Below are 16,346 nucleotides of genomic sequence, written 5' to 3'. Positions count from 1 at the left end.
TGGTTCGAGGATTACAATGAATATCATCCTCACAAGGGGCTCAAGATGAAGTCGCCAAGACAATTCATCCGCAGCCAGTTACTAACCGCATCCTGTCCGGTTTAATAGGGGCAACTCCACCCGAACGCAGGCTGCTCAAGAGCAAATGCAGCCACTGCCAGCTCGACTGCCTCTTCAACTCGGTTCTTGGGATTAGGCTTTTTGCGGGTGGCATCAATCAGGGCATCGATACCGCCATTTTCCATCGCTGACTGATACCGATAGAAGGTATCCCGGGAAAAGCCCATCAGCTTGCAGGCGCGCGATACATTGCCAAGCTCGGCTGCCAGATTAAGCAGCCCTACCTTGTGCTTGATAACGTTTTGTTGAACACTACTCATGGGGTTACTCCTTTGCGCTTTCAGCGCTCAATTTGATAAAGATTCGCACCTCTATCAAACCGGGTAACCCCGCTTTTCGCAAGGCCCTACTGTCCGATTAAATCTGAACTACTACACCTAATCACCCTAACGTAATGTTTCTCCGTGCTTTTCGCGATGGCTACTTAGCCAAATGTCGCTCTGGACGAGCTTTCATCCAATGGTACTGGATTACTGGTCCAAAGTTGGCAAACACCGTAGCTAAATCACCTGTTCTCCGTCTTATTTCTAGAAAAGTAATTTCCGGCATTGTAATTCTTTTAAAAAGCCGATTCAGTTAAAGCAAAAAGTACCGACCCCTCCCCTTCACCAGAAATTCGCACTCCATAAGGTTAATTCCCTCATTCTCCTGCTATGTTCAAGAAGATCTGGAATGACCCTGTTTGGAGCAAAGTCATCTCCACCGCAATCATTACCATTGGGGAGTTGCTGTAGCGTTTCTATTGGGTTGGTGGAACGCGATCGAGGACTATTGGACACAAGCAGTCGCTCTCGCAACTGGAACTACGGCCGTCCGAAACTGGCTCCTTGGCCTCCTTGTGTTGTTGACGCTACCAACTGTCCTCTTGGGACCTATCCTGCTATGGCTGTTGCTGAATCCATCTGAGTTAGCCAAACCGGATTGGCAAACCTATTTATCCGATGAATTCTTTGGTCTTCGTTGGCGATGGCGCTATTACGAAAACGAGATGATTAATGTATACACTTTCTGCCCCTATTGTGATTTTCAGGTCTTCCCCAATCACCCCAGCCCATTCTTGGCGGTGGATCGGGATCACCTTTCAATGTGAAAGTTGCCATCGGGAACTCGGTACATTTGACGAGTCCTATGAGTCCCTGAAGAGTAGAGTGCGGCGATCCGCCCAGCGGAAAATTCGCAATGATACCTGGAGCAATCCAAGTGGCGCCTAGGTGTTCAGTACCTGGCCCTCCAAATTAAACCGTAGTCTTTCTTCATTCCACCTCACGGTTAAGGACACATGACCACATCCCTATCTACACCCAATCGTGTGGTATATGAATACTTCGACTCTCTTCGACGACTTGTTCAGAATACTAAGAACGCCGAATCTGACCCACAGCGACGCCAAACTGCTGCACTGTCGGTAATAATGGCAGTAAACGCGGTCGAAGTATTTCTAAACCTCTGGTTCCGGGTAAGAGTTGAAGAATGCCATTCTCAAGAGGAAAGGAATGCATTCCTTAAAGATCTTTCTCAGCCTCGCCCTGTCTCTTTGGAAGGAAAGCTTCGTAGGTGGCCGAAACGCTATCTGCATCGAGAAATAGACTTCACTTCAGGGTCTGGTAAGGAGTTCATGCAAGTTAAGGCTCTTCGAAACTCCATTGTGCACTTTACCAGTTCACACGAGACTTTCGAGCATGGCGATATCTCTATTCACGGCCTTGCTGACACTACGGAATACGATGCGCTGTCATACGAAAGCGCCAAGAATGCGATGTCTGCAGCAGAAGGAATGCTAGTTGAAGTCTTTCGATTGGCCAATATTGAAGATAAACATATTCCTCGCTTTCTCCATGCTTGGGCGGCCCGAGCACAGTAAAACTGATTTTCACTTTAAATCTTATACCTGAGCTGAGAATTGGACGTAGGTACACCTACCGCTGGATATGAGCGTTCAATTAAAAGGTGGAAAGGAGTTTTGAAAGAAAATTCCCCCTAATTAAATTGGGCAAGGCCTCTGGCCGCGTCAGGAAGATTATGTATATGGATGAAGTCCGGGAAGCCTGTGGGCAATCCCTGTGGGAAACCTCGTGGACGGTGTTTTATTCGTCCATCAGGTTTTCCAGCAGGGTTGTCCATGGGCCAAGCTAGTGCTGCCGGACGATCGGCTGTGCCGATCATCCACATTGCTATCGCTTGTCCATCTCAAAGGTTACTTCTCTCGTGGCAAAGCGGGAATTGAGCCACTTTTCCCATCGTGCGGCCCTTCGCACGAGGTCTGCCCGGTAGGTGGCGTTGAGATGAGGCGTGTACGAGTGGTAGTTGGCTACCCTAGTCCAAAGATCGCCCCGGTCATTGCGGATGTGCATGTGGATACGCCAGGCAGCGAGCACATAGGAATAACAACCTGATTGCGCCACATGCTCGGGCCTGATGCCGTACTTGGCCAAGCCGGAAAGATACGCGGTATTGAACTGCATCGGGCCGATATCGTAGGTGTCATTTGTGTTTCGCACCCATTGACCCGGCCGGCCTCCTTCCTTCTCGGCCACGGCGAGAAGGATGTTTGCTGGGACTTCGTATTTCACGGCAGCTTCGATCGAGCAGGCGACACGCTCCGGCAAATCGGGGGGCAGGTCCATCACTCTCCTGCCCTGTTACTTGCTGTCCCGGAAAGCAGCTGCTTCCGCTTCGGCGTCGAGCTTAGTCTCCGTCGATCCAGCGAAGGCATTGCCCTTGAATTCCGGTTCTGGAATTTTGGAGCGAATGGCCGATGCAACTTTTCCGCCGGGGGTTTGGGCAACGCGCCCGCCTGGCGAGGCAATACTGCTTTTCACCGCCTCCATCCCTCCACGAGCGAGGTGGGACCCCATTTCGGCCACAAAGCGCGATGGCGTGCCCATTGCCTGGGCGAGTCCGCCCAAGGGCGTGTCCTGCCTGGGCTGCTCTTCAGCGAACATGCCCATGCCGCCTTCCATGCTGGCGTGAGCCGCATCGAACGCGGCCTTGATGGCGGATGCTCCACCTGCCGCATTGGCAGCTGACGCCATCATCATGCCGGTCGCGACGCCGGTCGCGGTTGCGGCCGCGGCAATCGCGGTGCCGGCACCCAGGTTACCTATCCCCCCTGTCCCACCGCCTACAATGCTGCTTAGCATGGGCGGAATCTTGTCGACCAGCACGAGCAGCACGATGGAAATCACCATCAGAACACTCATTTCCTTGAGACTGAGACCGCCACTCATCTGAATATAATAATCATCCAGAAAGGTCTTGCCGATGCCAACCAGCAGCACCATGGCAAAGAGCGATATCGCCACCCCCAGGACCGTTCGGTAGTAGTTGATCGCGATCTCGGAAGTCCAGCGCGCCCCACCGAATCCGAGGAAGAAGATGCCGGCATAAGCGAGTATCCAACCGGATACCAGGAGCAGCACCATGTTGACGCTAATCAGCGCCAGGATGATGAGGATAATTGCCGCCATGATGATGCCGCTCATGCTATCAACAGGCAAGCTAAGCGTAGATTGATCTAACGCCCGATAAAAGATATCGAAACCGATATCCACAATGCTGGACGGAGATCCCATCCCGCGGAGTCCGCTGGCCTCGGAACCAATCTGCTTGAGCGAGGCAATGATCGAGGTGGCGAAAGCAGGTCCGTTGATAAGCAGCCACCAGAAGAAGCCGGTAAAGATCGTGAAGCGGAGAAACTCGGCGAAGAATTCGCCTATGTCTGCCCGGCGCAATGCCATCAGGCCGAAAGTCCAGACCATGCTGATTGTTACCAACAGCCAGAACAACCAACTGGCACGTTCGGTGATAACAGTTTGCCATGCCGATGCGGCCGTATGATAACGATCCAGGATGTTATCCAGGACGCTTATATTTGCGATTTCCGCGTGGGCTTGGGCCGAGAATAGGGTAAACACTAAGAAGAACAACAAGAAAGGCAGTCCAACTCTACTCGGTGTTCTCATATTAATCACCATTCACGTGGAGGGCTTTTTTTTGTACCCCCAGGAAGATAATCGGGACATTTTGCGAGCAAAGCCTTATGTTCTGCTTCATCAGTAATTTTTCCCAGATCCTCACAGGTAGGATTCTTGATTTTTGGGCTCTCCGATGGCTCGCCACCATTACAAGCCGACAACAAAATACTCATCAAAATGATGCTTAATGCTTTTACTTTCATATCCTCTCCTTACCATTCACGTGGCGGACTCTTTTGAAAGGTACCCCGCCGCGCCTGTACTGCCGCAGCTGCCTGCTGCGCCTCGATGTCCGCAATCCTCGCCTGGCGTGCCGCCTCGGCATTCTGCTGTGCAATCAAGAGCGCCCGGATTTGCATGAGCTGGCTTGCCTGGTTGCTCGCAAGCTGGTTCGCGGCCTGGATCGCCGCCATCTGTCCTGGCGCATCCTCGGCGTTCCTCTGCAATTGCTCGAGCCTTGCCGCATCCGCCTGTAGTTCCAGCTCCTGCAGCTCAAGGCTGCGAATCATTGCATCATTCGCCATCTTCTCGCCGTCGGCATTATTGCGACGGTTAGTCTCCAGGCTCGTGCGCTCTTCCACTGTACAACCGTTCGGCCCGAAACAGGGCGAATTCATGTAGTAGGACGGGTTCTGGTAGCGCAGCAGGTAGCCATCGAGGCTGCCTGCCTGGTTGCGGTAGTACTGCAGAGTGTTCATGGCACCCATCAGGCGCATGGTAGTCATCTGCGCCTGGTTCCAGACATAGGCGGTGGGAGCCACCGAGTTTCGCAGCATGTTTTCATATTGAAGAAGCTGCAGCTGGTACTGCTCGACCATCTTCATGGTCTGGTTCACGCCCTCGATTGCCGAAATCACATTCTGCTGCATGTTCGCGGCGTCGAACACCGCAATACCACCAGCATGAAGTGTCTCTGTCGGCAAAGCGGACAGCCCTGTGATCACTGCTGCAATGGTGATCGCCCGAATTGTGTAGCATGCATGCCTGTTCATTGGCTTAACCATTCGTATTTTCATTCGGCGTATTTCCATTCAGGTTTGCTCCCCTGTAATCGAAAGCCTGGTACGGCCGGGCAAGGACCATGTCCTTCGTCACCGTGACGTTGAAGCGGTATCCGGGTCGGATTTCAAGCGTTGGCGCAATATTCAGGTTCTTCGAGATCATCTGCGTGATCACGCGCCCCAGCTGCTGACCCAAGGTGGCACTCAACACGCTGCTGGTCGTGGGCGCCCCAAACGTGCCCGCGATCTGGTTCCTGCTCTGGCTCAAGGCCACCCCTGCCGAGATGGCGGACATCAGGAGCGCCGTGCCAAAGAGCCGCGCATAGTGGTTGTTCACCTGGTCGGTAAAACCGGCATAACCTGCTCCGGTTGAACCGGGCATGGCACCAATATCCATGGTCTTCCCATCCGGAAAAACCATCCTCTGCCATGCCACCAGCACGCTTGCCTGGCCGTAGGCCACTTCGCTCGAATACTCCCCTTCCAGTTTGGTGCCTTGCGGGATCAGGAGGTATTTTCCGGTGGCGGTATCGAACACGTCCTGGCTTACCTGCCCGAAGATCTTGCCCGGCAGGGAGGAATTGATGCCGGTGATCAGGGTTGCCGGGATGACGGAGGTGGTGAGCACGGCATAAGGCGAGCGCGGCGGCGTGGGCCTGGAATCGAGTTTCCACCGGTCTCCCCCTTCCCTGTTGTCGAATACACCGATATCGTTGCGCAGCGAGCGCTCCTGCTGGGCTTGTGAGGCATCCTCAACATCATCGTGCCCGATGAGTCCGGCGCCTTTGAGCTGGGCCAGGCGCTCCTTGTATACTGCCGTGGGATCGGTGTTCGAGACCGGAGCGGTTTGCGTCTTGGCCGCATCCTGCGATGCGCGCCTCTGGATTTGCACCCCTGTTTTCGCCCTCAAAGCTTCCTCGAACTGCTGCACTTTAAGCTGCCGGATACGCTGCATTTCCTGCGTCTCGGGAGTTGCAGGGTGCCTTGCCGAAGGCAGACTGGCGTGCATGGGTGTCGGATTCGGATTCTCCGGATAGCTGTTCTCATGGATTACCGGCTCGACTGCCGGGATCATCCCGCCCTTTTGCTCCCCTGCGATTTCATTGGCGAACATGGCGGCATTGCTGCCTGCGGTGGTCTTCGCGGTCTCTTCCCTGTGCTTGGTCTTTGCCCGATCCATCGCAACGAGCCCAATGACAATGAGGAAGATGGCGGCGGCCACTCCCAGCAGGTAGAGTGGCAGGTCGTTGGCGCGGCGCACGCCCCATTTTGTCTGCAGCCGATTCGGGGAAGCGGAGGGAGACATGGGATTGCTCATATCATTGCCCCCCATGTTATTGCCCCCTGTAAGTCCAGGCTCCCGCAGCCGCGACACCCCTGGCATCCGGAAGATAGGCGCGCGAGAGATAACTGTTACCCACCTTCAATGTGATGGTGTAGAGCGAACCGTGCTCCGGAGTATCGAGCGCATAGGAGAGCTCTGTGCCCTGCCCTGCTGCCGCTGGGGTCGCTGGAGCTGTCATGCCCTGGGCTTGGGGCTCATCCGATTGTCCGCCTGGCTTCTGCTGGAATCCGGCGAATGTGTCTGCAAACAAAACTCTCTTTGTCTTCACGGTTTCCGAAACCGCGTAGCCTCTCGCGCGCAGCTTTGCCGCGAGCACCTGCCCGAAGTCCTTCGGCTCAGTCACGATCAGGTTGAATTGCGTTTTCGCGGGTGGATAGAGCCTCACGAGTTGATTGGTGGCATCCAGTGCGATCCTGTCGTCAGCAAGGCCGTTGCGGTTTTGCTGCCGGGTCTCCTCCAGGCTGGCGCAACCGGCAAGAACAAGGCAGAGGAACAATGCAAGGTGCCGCATATTACCTCCCCCGCCTGATGGTGACGCGGTCCTGGCCCGAGCCCACGCCCGCCACAAGAATGGCCTTGTCGAAGATGCTGTCCACGATGAAACGGTCGTTCTGCAGGCGGTAGTTGACCTGCACCGATTCCTCATCCGTAAAGAATCCCCCGTCCTTGCGCACCACGAGCAGGATCGGGGCCTCATGCTGGCTCAACGTTGCCGGCATCTGGATGATGGTCTTCACCCCGTCGTTATAGACCCGCAAGGGCTTCCAGCGCGCGGCCTGCCCCTCGATCGTATAGTCGAAGTCGAGGTTTTCCAGGTACTCGCCGGTACCCGGCATGACCTGGTTGTCATGGGCGGCCTGCTCCTGGCGCCTGATTTTTTCCCACTTGGCCATGGCCTCGTCCGGGTAAGTGAAGGCCACGCGCGGCATGAATTCCGTGCGGTGCGAGCGCAATCTCAGGTGATAGGTGCGCCGGTCGGTGGTGACAATGAGTGAAGTCTCAAGCCCCGTGTCCATCGGCTTGATGATGAGGTGCTGCACTTCTGTCCTGCCCGATCCGGTGACTGCCGGTTCCACTGTCCAGCGAGCCGTGTCGCCCAGGTGCAGGGAATTGACCTGCTCGCCCGGCTGCAATTCCACATCGCACACCTGCAAAACGGCGCAGATAATGCTGGGCTGTGTCGCCCCATAGAGGAAGCGGATGGTGCCGTCCCCTCCGATCACGGGCTTCACCCCTTGCGTCGAGGCCCCCGCTTTCCATTTTTTGGCCAGGGCGAGGACTGCGCGCTCCTGCGGCGTCAGCTTGATTTCCAGGTTGCTGAAGTGCAGCGCCTGGGGTGAAGAGGTTTCCGGCGCGTCTGGCAGGTCGCGCACGGAGGCGACCGGTACGGGCGGTATGTATGGCACTGGCGGCGCAGGTGGCACCGAAGGCACGGAGGGCACGGAGGGCACGGAGGGCACGGAGGGTATAGAGGCGGCGGCAGGTGCCGCAGGCAGGCCGGGTGGCAGTGGCGGGGGGCTGGAAAGCTCGTTCCCGGAAGCGGATTGTGGCGCCGGCAGCTTGTCCTGGCCGGCAGGGAGGTAACCTGCCGCCCTGGATAGCTGGGGCGGCTGCAGGGTATTGTTGGCGATCGCCGCGGTGACCGCGACGAGCGGCAGGCCTGCCGCGATTGCTGCGGCAAGCCTCGTCGGGGAAAATGCCGGAAGATATTGCAGGGGAATTTTCATGGGAGCTTTGAGGTTCCTAGAGTTGTCTCGACCAGGCAAAATCGCTGACAAAGATGCCAAGCGGGTTGTTGCGCAACTGCGCCTCGCTGATGTCAGGAGAGGGTTCCGCCACATACACCGTCACGAGCGCGCGCATACGGTAACTGTTCTTCACGATCCCCTGCCGGTCGCGCACGGTCTCTGTCCAGTCGGCCTGCCACGTCTGCGGGGATTGGGCAATCACCGAGACGATCTCGGTGCTCACCATCTCGCGTTCCGCGCGCCTGAAGGGGCTCGCTTCCGGCCTGCCGTTCATGAATTCGTTCATCTTGGCAGTGGCCGGATCCTCGGGCGAGAGCATGGCATACACCCCGAAGATCGCCTTCCTCTGCAGGGCAACATCCGGGGTGACCATGCGCGCCTGCTGGATGAAGGCGGCAACGGCCGCGTGGATGATGCGCGCATCCACTTCCTGCGCGCGCTCCACGGGGGCTACGGCCAGGGTTTGGCCGAGCTTGTCCACCTCCACCACGTAGGGAATGAATTTCGCCTGGCTGCCGATGTGGATCACGCCGCCCACGGCTGCCAGTGCAATCAGGAGCGACAGCAGTCCCAGCATCTGCCAGTTCCTGCGGGAAGCGGCCATATCGCCCATATGCTCATTCCAGGTGCGCCGCGCCGACAGATAAGGATTCTCTCCCTCCCCTGCCCGCCTCCCGTCAGTCATAGTTACATCTGTCCGGCGTTCATCCTCGCCTTGGCCTTTCCTCCAGATGAGCGATTTCATTGCCTGCATCACCCCGGCGCCCGCACTCAAACTCATGTCGCCATTGCCTCCCTGCCCTGTTCATTCACGAAAGTCGCGAGATAGTCGTTCAGATCGAGCCCCCGCTGGGCAAGCCACTCGCGCACCCAATGCTCTCCATGCAGCACTTCCAGCGCCTGTATCGCCGCAATCGACTCCTTGTCGGTGCTGCCGAGGAAGGCCAGCGCCAACGGTCCCAAGGCAAGTTCGTAGAGCCGTCGCCCCAATTCGGACACGTAGTAGTACTGTCTCTTCGGGATGGCGGTAGCCAGAATCTCGATCTGCCTGTCGTTCAACCCCATGCGCCGGTAGAGTGCTGCGGTATCCTGGTCTCTCGCATACACGTTCGGCAGGAAAATCTTGGTCGCAGTCGATTCCTGGATCACGTCGAGAATGCCGGAGTTGGCCGCGTCGGATAAGCTTTGCGTTGCCATCAGCACCATGCAGTTGGCTTTCCTCAAGACTTTCAGCCATTCCCTGATCTTGGCGCGAAAGACCGGGTGGCCGAGCATGATCCAGGCTTCATCCAGCACGATCATGGCAGGCTGACCGCGCAGCGACCTTTCGATGCGGCGAAAGAGGTACAGGAGCACCGGCAGCGCATAACGGTCGCCCAGGTTCATCAGTTCCTCGATCTCGAACACGGTGAAGTCCGCGAGCGACAACCCGTCTTCCTCCGCGTCGAGCAGATGGCCCATGCTGCCTTCCACCGTATAGACCTTGAGCGCCTCGCGTATGGGTTCATCCTGGATCAGGGTGTAGAACTCGGAGAGCGTCTTCGAGCCGCTTTTTTGCATATTCGCGATCGCAAGCCCGATCTCGTTCCTCTGCGCGGGGGTCGTGACCAGTCCGTTCAATGCCAGGAGCGCATCGATCCATTCCATCGCCCAGGCGCGGTCGCCCTGGGAAGCCAGGAATTGCAAGGGACAGAAGGATAGCGATAAGCGCGTGCCGGAATGACTGGTGGAGCGCGTGCCGGAATGACTGGTGGAGCGCGTGCCGGAATGCGCCTCTGTGTGCCTGTCGGTGCGCGCATCGGACTCAGTGTGGGGATGCGTGTCGGCGGCGATGGTGAAGTGCTCGCCACCCGTGGCGCTGCACAGCGGATAGAGCGACATCCCCTTGTCAAAGCAGAAGATCGACATGCCGCGATAGCGGCGGGCCTGGGCAATGAGGGCGCCAAGCAGTGTCGATTTGCCCGCACCCGTGGGACCAAACACCAGGGCATGGCCGACATCGCGCACATGGGTGTTGAGCCGGAACACAGTCGAGCCTTGTGTGACGCAATGCATGAGCGCGGGCGATTGCGGCGGATACATGGGACAAGGGGCATCCGCTTGGCCCGTCCAGATGGCGGAAGTCGGCAGCAAATCCGCCAGGTTCATGGTATTCATGAGGGGACGGCGCACGTTCTCGACCCCATGCCCGGGGAGACTGCCAAGATAGGCTTCCATCGTGTTCAGGGTCTCTACCCGGGCGGTGAAGCCCAACGCGTTGATCGCCTTTTCCAGACGCAGGGCAAGGGCTTCGAGCTCCTCGCGACTCTCATCCATCAGCACCACGACACTGGTGTAATACCCTTGCGCCACGGCGCCGCTGTTGATCTCGGCCACTGCGGCTTCGGCATCGGCCACCATGGACATCGCGTCCTGGTCCACCATGCCGGTATTGGTGTTGAACACCTGGTCGAAGAAGCCGCGGATCTTCTGCCGCCACTTGCGCCGGTACTTGTCCAGATGCGCCACCGCTTCGTGCGGGTCCATGAAGATGAAGCGCGTGGACCAGCGGTACTCGCAGGAGAGCTCGGACAAGGCGGAGAGGATCCCGGGATAGGATTCCATCGGGAATCCTTCGATGGCGACCACCCGCAGGAATTTGCCTCCGATCCTCGGCACCACGCCCGGCCACAGTTCCTGGCCGCCCAGGAGCATGTCGAGATACATGGGGTTGTTCGGCAACTGCACCGGATGACTCAACCCGGTCACGCAATACTGCAGCCAGCGCAGGAAATCATCGTGCCTTGTCTCCCGCCCCTCCTCGCTCACCACCCGCCGGGCCTTCAGGCGCTCAAGCGATATGGCAGCAGACAGACGAGCTTCAATGGTCGCGCAATCGCGCTTGAAGTCCTCGATCAGGCTTTTTGTGCGCGCCTTGTGGTCGGCGGGTGCTGCATCGTCGTCGAACATCAGTTCCACGAACTTGCGCTGCACGAGCAGCGGCGGAAACCAGGTGACGGTGAGCACGAAATAGCCCTCGAACATGGTGCCCATCTTTTCAAAGAGCTGTCGGCGCTCTTCATCGATGGCTTCTGTGACAGGATCGGGAAAGTGCGAGCGGGAACGCTGCGGATAATGCGGAGCAGGCCTTCTCACCGCATCGACATGGATCATCCAACCGGCTCCCAGTCCGCTCAAGGCCTGGTTGATGCGGAAGGAGACGAGATTGCGCTGCTCTTCGCTGGCACTCGCGTTATCCTCGCCCCGGTACATCCAGGCTGCCATGAAAGCGCCGTTCTTGCCGATGATGACGCCATCGTCGACACAAGCGGCGTAATTCAGGAGATCGGCAAAGCCTGCTTGCCTGTCGCGGTGTCTGCTCAGCCGCCGTGCCTTCTCCGCATCGCGCATGCGGCCGTACAGGATGGCGAGGAACAGGGTCCCGGTTGCGGCAACGAGCAGAGTGATGAAACCCAGCAAGGAGTTTGCGATCATCGGTAGTGCCACTCCTGGGAGTTGGTGTTCTCGCGAAAGGGGGTGGCGCGCGGCGGGTAATAGGCCTTGTAGCTCCTGCTGCGCCACCACACCATAATCATCCTCGGATCGTGCTTGGCCATCAGGCGCAGGAGATACAACCCAACCACCCAGAAGGCGATTCCGACAATGGCCGCACGCAGTTCCTGCGCATTGAAGACCAGGGCCGAGCAGACGATGCCGAGCATCGCCACACACACGCGGTCACCCCCGAGAAGCAGGTTGTGGCGGTGGCCGATGCGGCGGATGGGAATCCTACGCAGCGCCATCACTCCCCTCCCCTATTCCTCCTGTTTGCGCAACTGCCATTCCGTGAGGCTCAACCGTGTCAGCCGCCGCAATCTCAGCGCCGCGCCCAAAGAAATTGCTCATCATGTTCTGCGCGCCCACCAGGAACGCGAGCACCAGCACGATGAACACCAGGGTTCGAAAGAATCCGCTCAAGTCTCCTCCCATCACCAAGGCACCTCCGGCGACTACGATGCCGACCATGGACAAGGTGAAGGCCACCGGCCCTGTCACCGAGTTGCGCAGATTCATGAGCCAGCTCTCGTAGGGGAGCGTCCCGCCAATGCCCTCGGAGGCGTGAGCCTGGCCAGAGGCGGCAAGACAGAAAATGGCGAGCAGAAAGACAAAAACCAGGATGGAGAATGTTCCACGTGAAAAAGATGTAATGCTTCTCATTTCTTACTCCCTGAAAGTTGTGGTCAAGTAATGCCCGTTCTCAAAGCCTGAAACCCCGAGGATTTCCTCAACCCTGCGGCCGCCAGGGGTGCGTGCGATATGCACGATCAGGTGCGCGGCTTCCCCGATCAGAGGCTCGATCGGCCGCGGCGAGTCGGGATGCATGCTGATGAGGAGTGCCAATCTCGATAAGGCAGCTTTAGCACTATTGGCATGCAATGTCGCTACTCCGCCCTCATGCCCCGTGTTCCAGGCCATGAGCAAGTCGAGCGCTTCGGGTCCCCTCACCTCCCCCACGATGATGCGGTCCGGCCGCATGCGCAGCGTCGCGCGCACGAGTCTCGTCATGCTCACTTCCGCCGAGGTGTGGTACTGCACATGGTTTTGTGCGGTGCACTGGATTTCTCCCGTGTCCTCGATGATGACAACCCGGGTCAGAGGGTCGATTTCAATCAGGTGATTGAGGATGGCGTTGACGAGGGTGGTCTTGCCTGAGCCCGTGCCGCCGGAGACGAGGATGTTGGAACGGGAGCCGACAGCTGTTTTGATGCGACTGCATTGCGCGGGGGTCATGATCCCGGCCGCAACGTAATCGTCGAGCGTGAAGACGGCAACCGCGCGCTTCCTGATGGCGAATACGGCTGAAGGAACCACGGGCGGGATCTGGCCGGCAAAGCGCGAATTGTCCAGTGGGAATTCGCATTCGATGGTGGGACTGTGGCGCGTGAGTTCACGCCCGTGCATTCCCGCGACGTTGCGGATGACGTTTTGCGCAAGCCCTGCTTCCATTGTTCCAAAACAGCGCATCGGCTCGCCCAGACGTTCCTGCCACAGCCTGCCGTCGGCATTGAGCATGAGCTCGATGGTGCGCGGATCATGGAGGGCAGACAGGAAATCCGGCCCGAGATCGCGCTCGAGCTTTACCTTTGCCCTACTGTTAATAAGGTCCTGCTGTTCCCTTTGGTCCATGCACAGCTCCCATACTTTCACTTTATATACGATATAACGAATAATGCATTTACGCAATATTCAATTTATCATTAAAACGCAGGGAAAGATTAGCGTGAAAAAACTGGGAGGGAAACTGTAAAATCTTACAGGGAATTCGGTTTATTACGCTTTTTGTGCGCTTTAGGGCCTTTTATTTTTTGCCTGTTAGCCTCATCCCATTGCGTGGCTAAGAATGCTTGGTAATCCGTCATCACCGCGCATACACGCTGATAACCGGGAGGCAGACTCTGCGGAGCCTTTCCGCCAGCAAGTTCGTCAAGGGCTTTGCGATCCAGATCGGTGGCCTCAAGAAGAGTTGGCAATGGAGTATCGAGAGCGACGGAAATTGCCTCCATTGTTCGAAGGGAGGGATTGCTCCTTCCTTTAGCAACGTCCGATATGAAGGCAGTAGAGATTCCTGCGCGTTCCGCAAGTTCTCTCTGAGAAATCTTGCGCTCATCCAGGACCCGGAGAACATTAGTAAAAAAAATGTCGTGGTAGATGAAATGGCGGGACATTATGAATAGCTTTGTTATTTATGCCGCGTAAACAATAGATTTATACCAGATTTTGAAAGATATACGAGCAAAGCAAACAGAATTTTATAAGCACTTTCTTCAAGAAATATTCTTGCAAATCGCAAAATAAGTATTGACAAAGTATTTACACGTCAACTATTGTAACAATACAGTTAAGTAATAAAATGAACCAGACACTCCCTTCCCCCAATCATATACAACAAGCAAAACTATGCAGATTCTGACAGTAGGCAATCAAAAAGGCGGAGTCGGTAAAAGCACTTTTAGTGTGCATCTTGCCTTCCGTGCGGCTGAACTCGGCTACCGTGTTTTATTAATCGATGTTGATGAGGGCGATCTATCGGAAGTGTTTCCTGAAGTCGAGGAAAATGACGGCACCGACTATCTCAAAGCTAGTCATTTATTTACAGGAGAAATCAAGGGACGGCAACCGCGACAGGTTTACGAAAAAATCGCGTTAATAGAAGCCGATGTAGACGTCCTTGACGTGGACGATATGCCACTTGAAACAATTGAGCAACCGCGTCTATCTCTTGCTCAATTAAACGGCAACTACGATTTTTGCATTATCGATACCCCTCCAAACCTACAGCGCCGAATGCTTGGCGCATTAGTTGCCTCGCATGCAGTTGTTTCGCCCTTCAACATCTCCCCGTTTTCGTTTGCAAGAATGCCCAAACTGCAAGCAACAATTGCCGGGGTAAAATCACAATACAACCCCAACCTAAACCATCTTGGTTTCCTCGCCAACATGGTCAACAGCAAATCCGTCAACGAGGTTGAGGCGCTCCCTGAATTGCGTGAAGCTTATGGCGAGCTTATTTTTGATGAAGCGATTATTGCTCGTGCATGTGTGGGAACGGCACTGGCTCAAGGTCGCGCAGTCTGGCATCAAGCACGCAGCGGCAATCAACGCGCATCTGCCAAGGAAATGCGACGAGCGTGCGATGCTGTCTTAACCCGTATTGGATTTAAGTTAATGGAGCCTTTGTCATGAGTGCATTTGGAACAAAGATTAGCAAGCTGTCCCAAATTCAGAAGCAGGGAGCAGCAGCATCACTACCTGGTGAGCGCATTGAGGAAATCGATCCTGCATTGATCGACTGTCTAAAACAGCTTCGCGGTGAGGATAATCCCGGTTTTACAGTTGAATCATTAACTGAGCTTGCCAATGATTTGGAACGCGATGGGCAACATGAACCCGCTGTCTTGCGGAAAAATCCCGAGCATGCAGGTCGATACTTAATGGTCGCAGGTGAACGGCGCTGGCGTGCCTGCAAACTAAAGGGTCTGAAGCTTAAAGCAGTCGTTCGGGATATGACCGAAGAACAAGCGCGACGTACTCAGCGCGCTGAAAATATTCAACGTGAGAATTTGACGCAACTGGAAATTGCAATAGCGCTACGCGACGATAAAGAGCGACTTCAGACTCTCGATAAAGTGGCCGCTGAATGGAATAAGGGCATCAATTGGGTAGCCGAGCGAATCAAGTTTCTTGAAGCCGTTGAGACAGGTGGCGTAGCGAGCAAAGCTGTGATTGAGCGTGTGACGGCAGACATTACGGCAATTAATGACCTTGATCGATTGGAAAAAACCGATCCAGCAGCCGCCGAAAACGTGATCGAGCAGGCTAAAACTGATCCAAATGTCAATGTACGCAAGATGGTGCGAGAAAAACTTCAAGACGCCAAAAAGAATAAAAAGGAGCAACAAGAAGAAAATTCTCGCATGCGAGAAAAACGTCAAGACACCAAAGTGAGTGAAAAGCAGCAACAGAAGGAAAATTCTCGCATGCGAGAATTAGAGACTGCTAACAGCAGAATAAAGGACTCCTATCAGCCCAAACTTCATCCGGACGCAGTTTCGCACGTTGCCGAAGCTGCAGAGCGTTCACGCTCCATTTGTGAACAAATGAACCTCCTTTCCACGCTTCTGCAACAGCGCAACGATGTACTCGATCTGCTTGGCGATACGTTGCAAAGTGTAGTTCATGCACAAACTGAACTTTATAGAATCTGCCACACCCTCGACACTTTGGCGAATCGCGAGTAAACAATAAAGCGGCGGGAACGCCGCTAGCTAGAAGAGGATTTCATGCAACAAATGCTAGATAGCTATCGTATTCCCGCAGCGGATTTTGAGAGAGTTGCTCGAAATACACGGCTAAAGGAGAAAAGCGTAGTGATTGCTCGCGAAATATTAGTGGAAGGAAAAGATATGGCCGAAGTAGCTGCACGATACCAGCTCACACGTCAACGCGTAATGGCCATCCGTGACAAGTTTCATTCCGCATACCTTCGAAACTCTATGTTCCCCCCGGACTGGGTACGAGCATCGGTGTGTGCTCCCCAAGAAATGCTCAATCGGTTTCTTACCGAAGTGGAACGTGAACGAATCAAGTACTTTTCTCAGAGCAGTTGACGCTAGTGCGT

At 55.7% G+C, this 16,346-nt stretch carries 17 protein-coding genes and 2 pseudogenes; 5 read left to right on the top strand and 14 right to left on the bottom strand.

The annotated features are described in order from the left end of the window. Positions 1–119 precede the first annotated feature (119 nt). Positions 120–380 (bottom strand): annotated as a pseudogene (locus AC52W5_RS11070) (helix-turn-helix domain-containing protein); the annotation flags it as partial. Positions 381–505: 125 nt separating this feature from the next. Between AC52W5_RS11070 and AC52W5_RS11065 the strand changes: the two are divergent. Beyond that, positions 506–700, top strand: a pseudogene (locus AC52W5_RS11065) (CFI-box-CTERM domain-containing protein); the annotation flags it as partial. Positions 701–1,531: 831 nt separating this feature from the next. Beyond that, complete coding sequence (locus AC52W5_RS11060) at positions 1,532–1,981, top strand: hypothetical protein (protein WP_495671044.1); 450 nt, start codon at positions 1,532–1,534, stop codon at positions 1,979–1,981. 310 nt (positions 1,982–2,291) lie between these two features. On the opposite strand, the gene AC52W5_RS11055 is transcribed toward AC52W5_RS11060, so the two are convergent. From AC52W5_RS11055 to AC52W5_RS10995, 13 genes are all read right to left on the bottom strand, one after another. Then, positions 2,292–2,744: a transglycosylase SLT domain-containing protein gene (locus AC52W5_RS11055; RefSeq protein ID WP_495671043.1), complete on the bottom strand. Its 453-nt coding sequence runs from the start codon at positions 2,742–2,744 to the stop codon at positions 2,292–2,294. 15 nt (positions 2,745–2,759) lie between these two features. Then, positions 2,760–4,082 carry a P-type conjugative transfer protein TrbL gene (gene trbL, locus AC52W5_RS11050; RefSeq protein WP_495671041.1) on the bottom strand — a complete coding sequence of 441 codons (1,323 nt, stop codon included), beginning with the start codon at positions 4,080–4,082 and terminating at the stop codon, positions 2,760–2,762. Positions 4,083–4,087: 5 nt separating this feature from the next. Next, on the bottom strand, positions 4,088–4,297 hold the full coding sequence (trbK, locus tag AC52W5_RS11045) for an entry exclusion lipoprotein TrbK (RefSeq protein ID WP_074775920.1): 210 nt from the start codon (positions 4,295–4,297) through the stop codon (positions 4,088–4,090). A gap of 9 nt (positions 4,298–4,306) precedes the next feature. Further along, complete coding sequence (gene trbJ / locus AC52W5_RS11040) at positions 4,307–5,110, bottom strand: P-type conjugative transfer protein TrbJ (RefSeq protein ID WP_495671040.1); 804 nt, start codon at positions 5,108–5,110, stop codon at positions 4,307–4,309. Further along, positions 5,091–6,428 (bottom strand): TrbI/VirB10 family protein, encoded by a 1,338-nt coding sequence (locus AC52W5_RS11035; RefSeq protein ID WP_495671039.1) that lies wholly within the window; start codon positions 6,426–6,428, stop codon positions 5,091–5,093. The genes trbJ and AC52W5_RS11035 overlap by 20 nt, the downstream gene beginning before the upstream one ends. A 1-nt stretch (position 6,429) precedes the next feature. Beyond that, on the bottom strand, positions 6,430–6,951 hold the full coding sequence (locus tag AC52W5_RS11030; protein ID WP_495671038.1) for a conjugal transfer lipoprotein TrbH: 522 nt from the start codon (positions 6,949–6,951) through the stop codon (positions 6,430–6,432). Position 6,952: 1 nt separating this feature from the next. Further along, a complete protein-coding gene (gene trbG / locus AC52W5_RS11025) occupies positions 6,953–8,206 on the bottom strand; it encodes a P-type conjugative transfer protein TrbG (RefSeq protein WP_495671037.1) in 1,254 nt (417 codons plus the stop codon). After that, the gene (locus AC52W5_RS11020; protein WP_495671036.1) at positions 8,184–8,969 is read right to left on the bottom strand and encodes a VirB8/TrbF family protein; all 786 of its coding nucleotides are present in this window, start codon (positions 8,967–8,969) and stop codon (positions 8,184–8,186) included. Before AC52W5_RS11020 ends, trbG begins: the two co-directional genes overlap by 23 nt. Beyond that, positions 8,966–11,662, bottom strand: coding sequence for a VirB4 family type IV secretion/conjugal transfer ATPase (locus AC52W5_RS11015; RefSeq protein WP_495671035.1), 2,697 nt, complete (start codon positions 11,660–11,662; stop codon positions 8,966–8,968). Before AC52W5_RS11015 ends, AC52W5_RS11020 begins: the two co-directional genes overlap by 4 nt. Further along, the gene (locus AC52W5_RS11010) at positions 11,659–11,970 is read right to left on the bottom strand and encodes a conjugal transfer protein TrbD (protein WP_495671034.1); all 312 of its coding nucleotides are present in this window, start codon (positions 11,968–11,970) and stop codon (positions 11,659–11,661) included. The genes AC52W5_RS11015 and AC52W5_RS11010 overlap by 4 nt, the downstream gene beginning before the upstream one ends. Further along, positions 11,957–12,385 (bottom strand): TrbC/VirB2 family protein, encoded by a 429-nt coding sequence (locus AC52W5_RS11005; protein ID WP_495671033.1) that lies wholly within the window; start codon positions 12,383–12,385, stop codon positions 11,957–11,959. Before AC52W5_RS11005 ends, AC52W5_RS11010 begins: the two co-directional genes overlap by 14 nt. 3 nt (positions 12,386–12,388) lie before the next feature. Then, on the bottom strand, positions 12,389–13,354 hold the full coding sequence (gene trbB / locus AC52W5_RS11000) for a P-type conjugative transfer ATPase TrbB (RefSeq protein ID WP_495671032.1): 966 nt from the start codon (positions 13,352–13,354) through the stop codon (positions 12,389–12,391). A gap of 125 nt (positions 13,355–13,479) precedes the next feature. Next, positions 13,480–13,893: a transcriptional regulator gene (locus AC52W5_RS10995; protein WP_495671031.1), complete on the bottom strand. Its 414-nt coding sequence runs from the start codon at positions 13,891–13,893 to the stop codon at positions 13,480–13,482. Positions 13,894–14,125: 232 nt separating this feature from the next. Between AC52W5_RS10995 and AC52W5_RS10990 the strand changes: the two genes are divergently transcribed. From AC52W5_RS10990 to AC52W5_RS10980, 3 genes are read left to right on the top strand one after another with little or no spacing between them, the layout of a single operon-like run. Then, entirely contained in the window at positions 14,126–14,911 is a 786-nt protein-coding gene (locus tag AC52W5_RS10990; RefSeq protein ID WP_495671030.1) for a ParA family protein, read from the top strand. Then, positions 14,908–15,966: a ParB/RepB/Spo0J family partition protein gene (locus AC52W5_RS10985; protein WP_495671029.1), complete on the top strand. Its 1,059-nt coding sequence runs from the start codon at positions 14,908–14,910 to the stop codon at positions 15,964–15,966. Before AC52W5_RS10990 ends, AC52W5_RS10985 begins: the two co-directional genes overlap by 4 nt. Before the next feature lie 42 nt (positions 15,967–16,008). Beyond that, a complete protein-coding gene (locus tag AC52W5_RS10980; protein ID WP_495671028.1) occupies positions 16,009–16,335 on the top strand; it encodes a TrfB-related DNA-binding protein in 327 nt (108 codons plus the stop codon). Positions 16,336–16,346 lie beyond the last annotated feature (11 nt).

This window comes from Nitrosospira sp. CT (assembly GCF_059489795.1).
The sequence above is the reverse complement of the archived record's forward strand: the minus strand, read 5'-3'. Positions and strand labels throughout refer to the sequence as shown.

Excerpts from the sequence above, each read along its gene's own strand:
- AC52W5_RS11060 (WP_495671044.1), top strand. The coding sequence starts at position 1,532 with ATGGCAGTAAACGCGGTCGAAGTATTTCTAAACCTCTGGTTCCGGGTA.
- AC52W5_RS11020 (WP_495671036.1), bottom strand. The coding sequence starts at position 8,969 with ATGAGTTTGAGTGCGGGCGCCGGGGTGATGCAGGCAATGAAATCGCTC.
- AC52W5_RS11015 (WP_495671035.1), bottom strand. The coding sequence starts at position 11,662 with ATGATCGCAAACTCCTTGCTGGGTTTCATCACTCTGCTCGTTGCCGCA.
- trbK (WP_074775920.1), bottom strand. The coding sequence starts at position 4,297 with ATGAAAGTAAAAGCATTAAGCATCATTTTGATGAGTATTTTGTTGTCG.
- trbL (WP_495671041.1), bottom strand. The coding sequence starts at position 4,082 with ATGAGAACACCGAGTAGAGTTGGACTGCCTTTCTTGTTGTTCTTCTTA.
- AC52W5_RS10995 (WP_495671031.1), bottom strand. The coding sequence starts at position 13,893 with ATGTCCCGCCATTTCATCTACCACGACATTTTTTTTACTAATGTTCTC.
- AC52W5_RS11030 (WP_495671038.1), bottom strand. The coding sequence starts at position 6,951 with ATGCGGCACCTTGCATTGTTCCTCTGCCTTGTTCTTGCCGGTTGCGCC.
- AC52W5_RS11010 (WP_495671034.1), bottom strand. The coding sequence starts at position 11,970 with ATGGCGCTGCGTAGGATTCCCATCCGCCGCATCGGCCACCGCCACAAC.
- AC52W5_RS10985 (WP_495671029.1), top strand. The coding sequence starts at position 14,908 with ATGAGTGCATTTGGAACAAAGATTAGCAAGCTGTCCCAAATTCAGAAG.
- AC52W5_RS10990 (WP_495671030.1), top strand. The coding sequence starts at position 14,126 with ATGCAGATTCTGACAGTAGGCAATCAAAAAGGCGGAGTCGGTAAAAGC.
- trbB (WP_495671032.1), bottom strand. The coding sequence starts at position 13,354 with ATGGACCAAAGGGAACAGCAGGACCTTATTAACAGTAGGGCAAAGGTA.
- AC52W5_RS10980 (WP_495671028.1), top strand. The coding sequence starts at position 16,009 with ATGCAACAAATGCTAGATAGCTATCGTATTCCCGCAGCGGATTTTGAG.
- AC52W5_RS11055 (WP_495671043.1), bottom strand. The coding sequence starts at position 2,744 with ATGGACCTGCCCCCCGATTTGCCGGAGCGTGTCGCCTGCTCGATCGAA.
- trbJ (WP_495671040.1), bottom strand. The coding sequence starts at position 5,110 with ATGAAAATACGAATGGTTAAGCCAATGAACAGGCATGCATGCTACACA.
- AC52W5_RS11035 (WP_495671039.1), bottom strand. The coding sequence starts at position 6,428 with ATGGGGGGCAATGATATGAGCAATCCCATGTCTCCCTCCGCTTCCCCG.
- AC52W5_RS11005 (WP_495671033.1), bottom strand. The coding sequence starts at position 12,385 with ATGAGAAGCATTACATCTTTTTCACGTGGAACATTCTCCATCCTGGTT.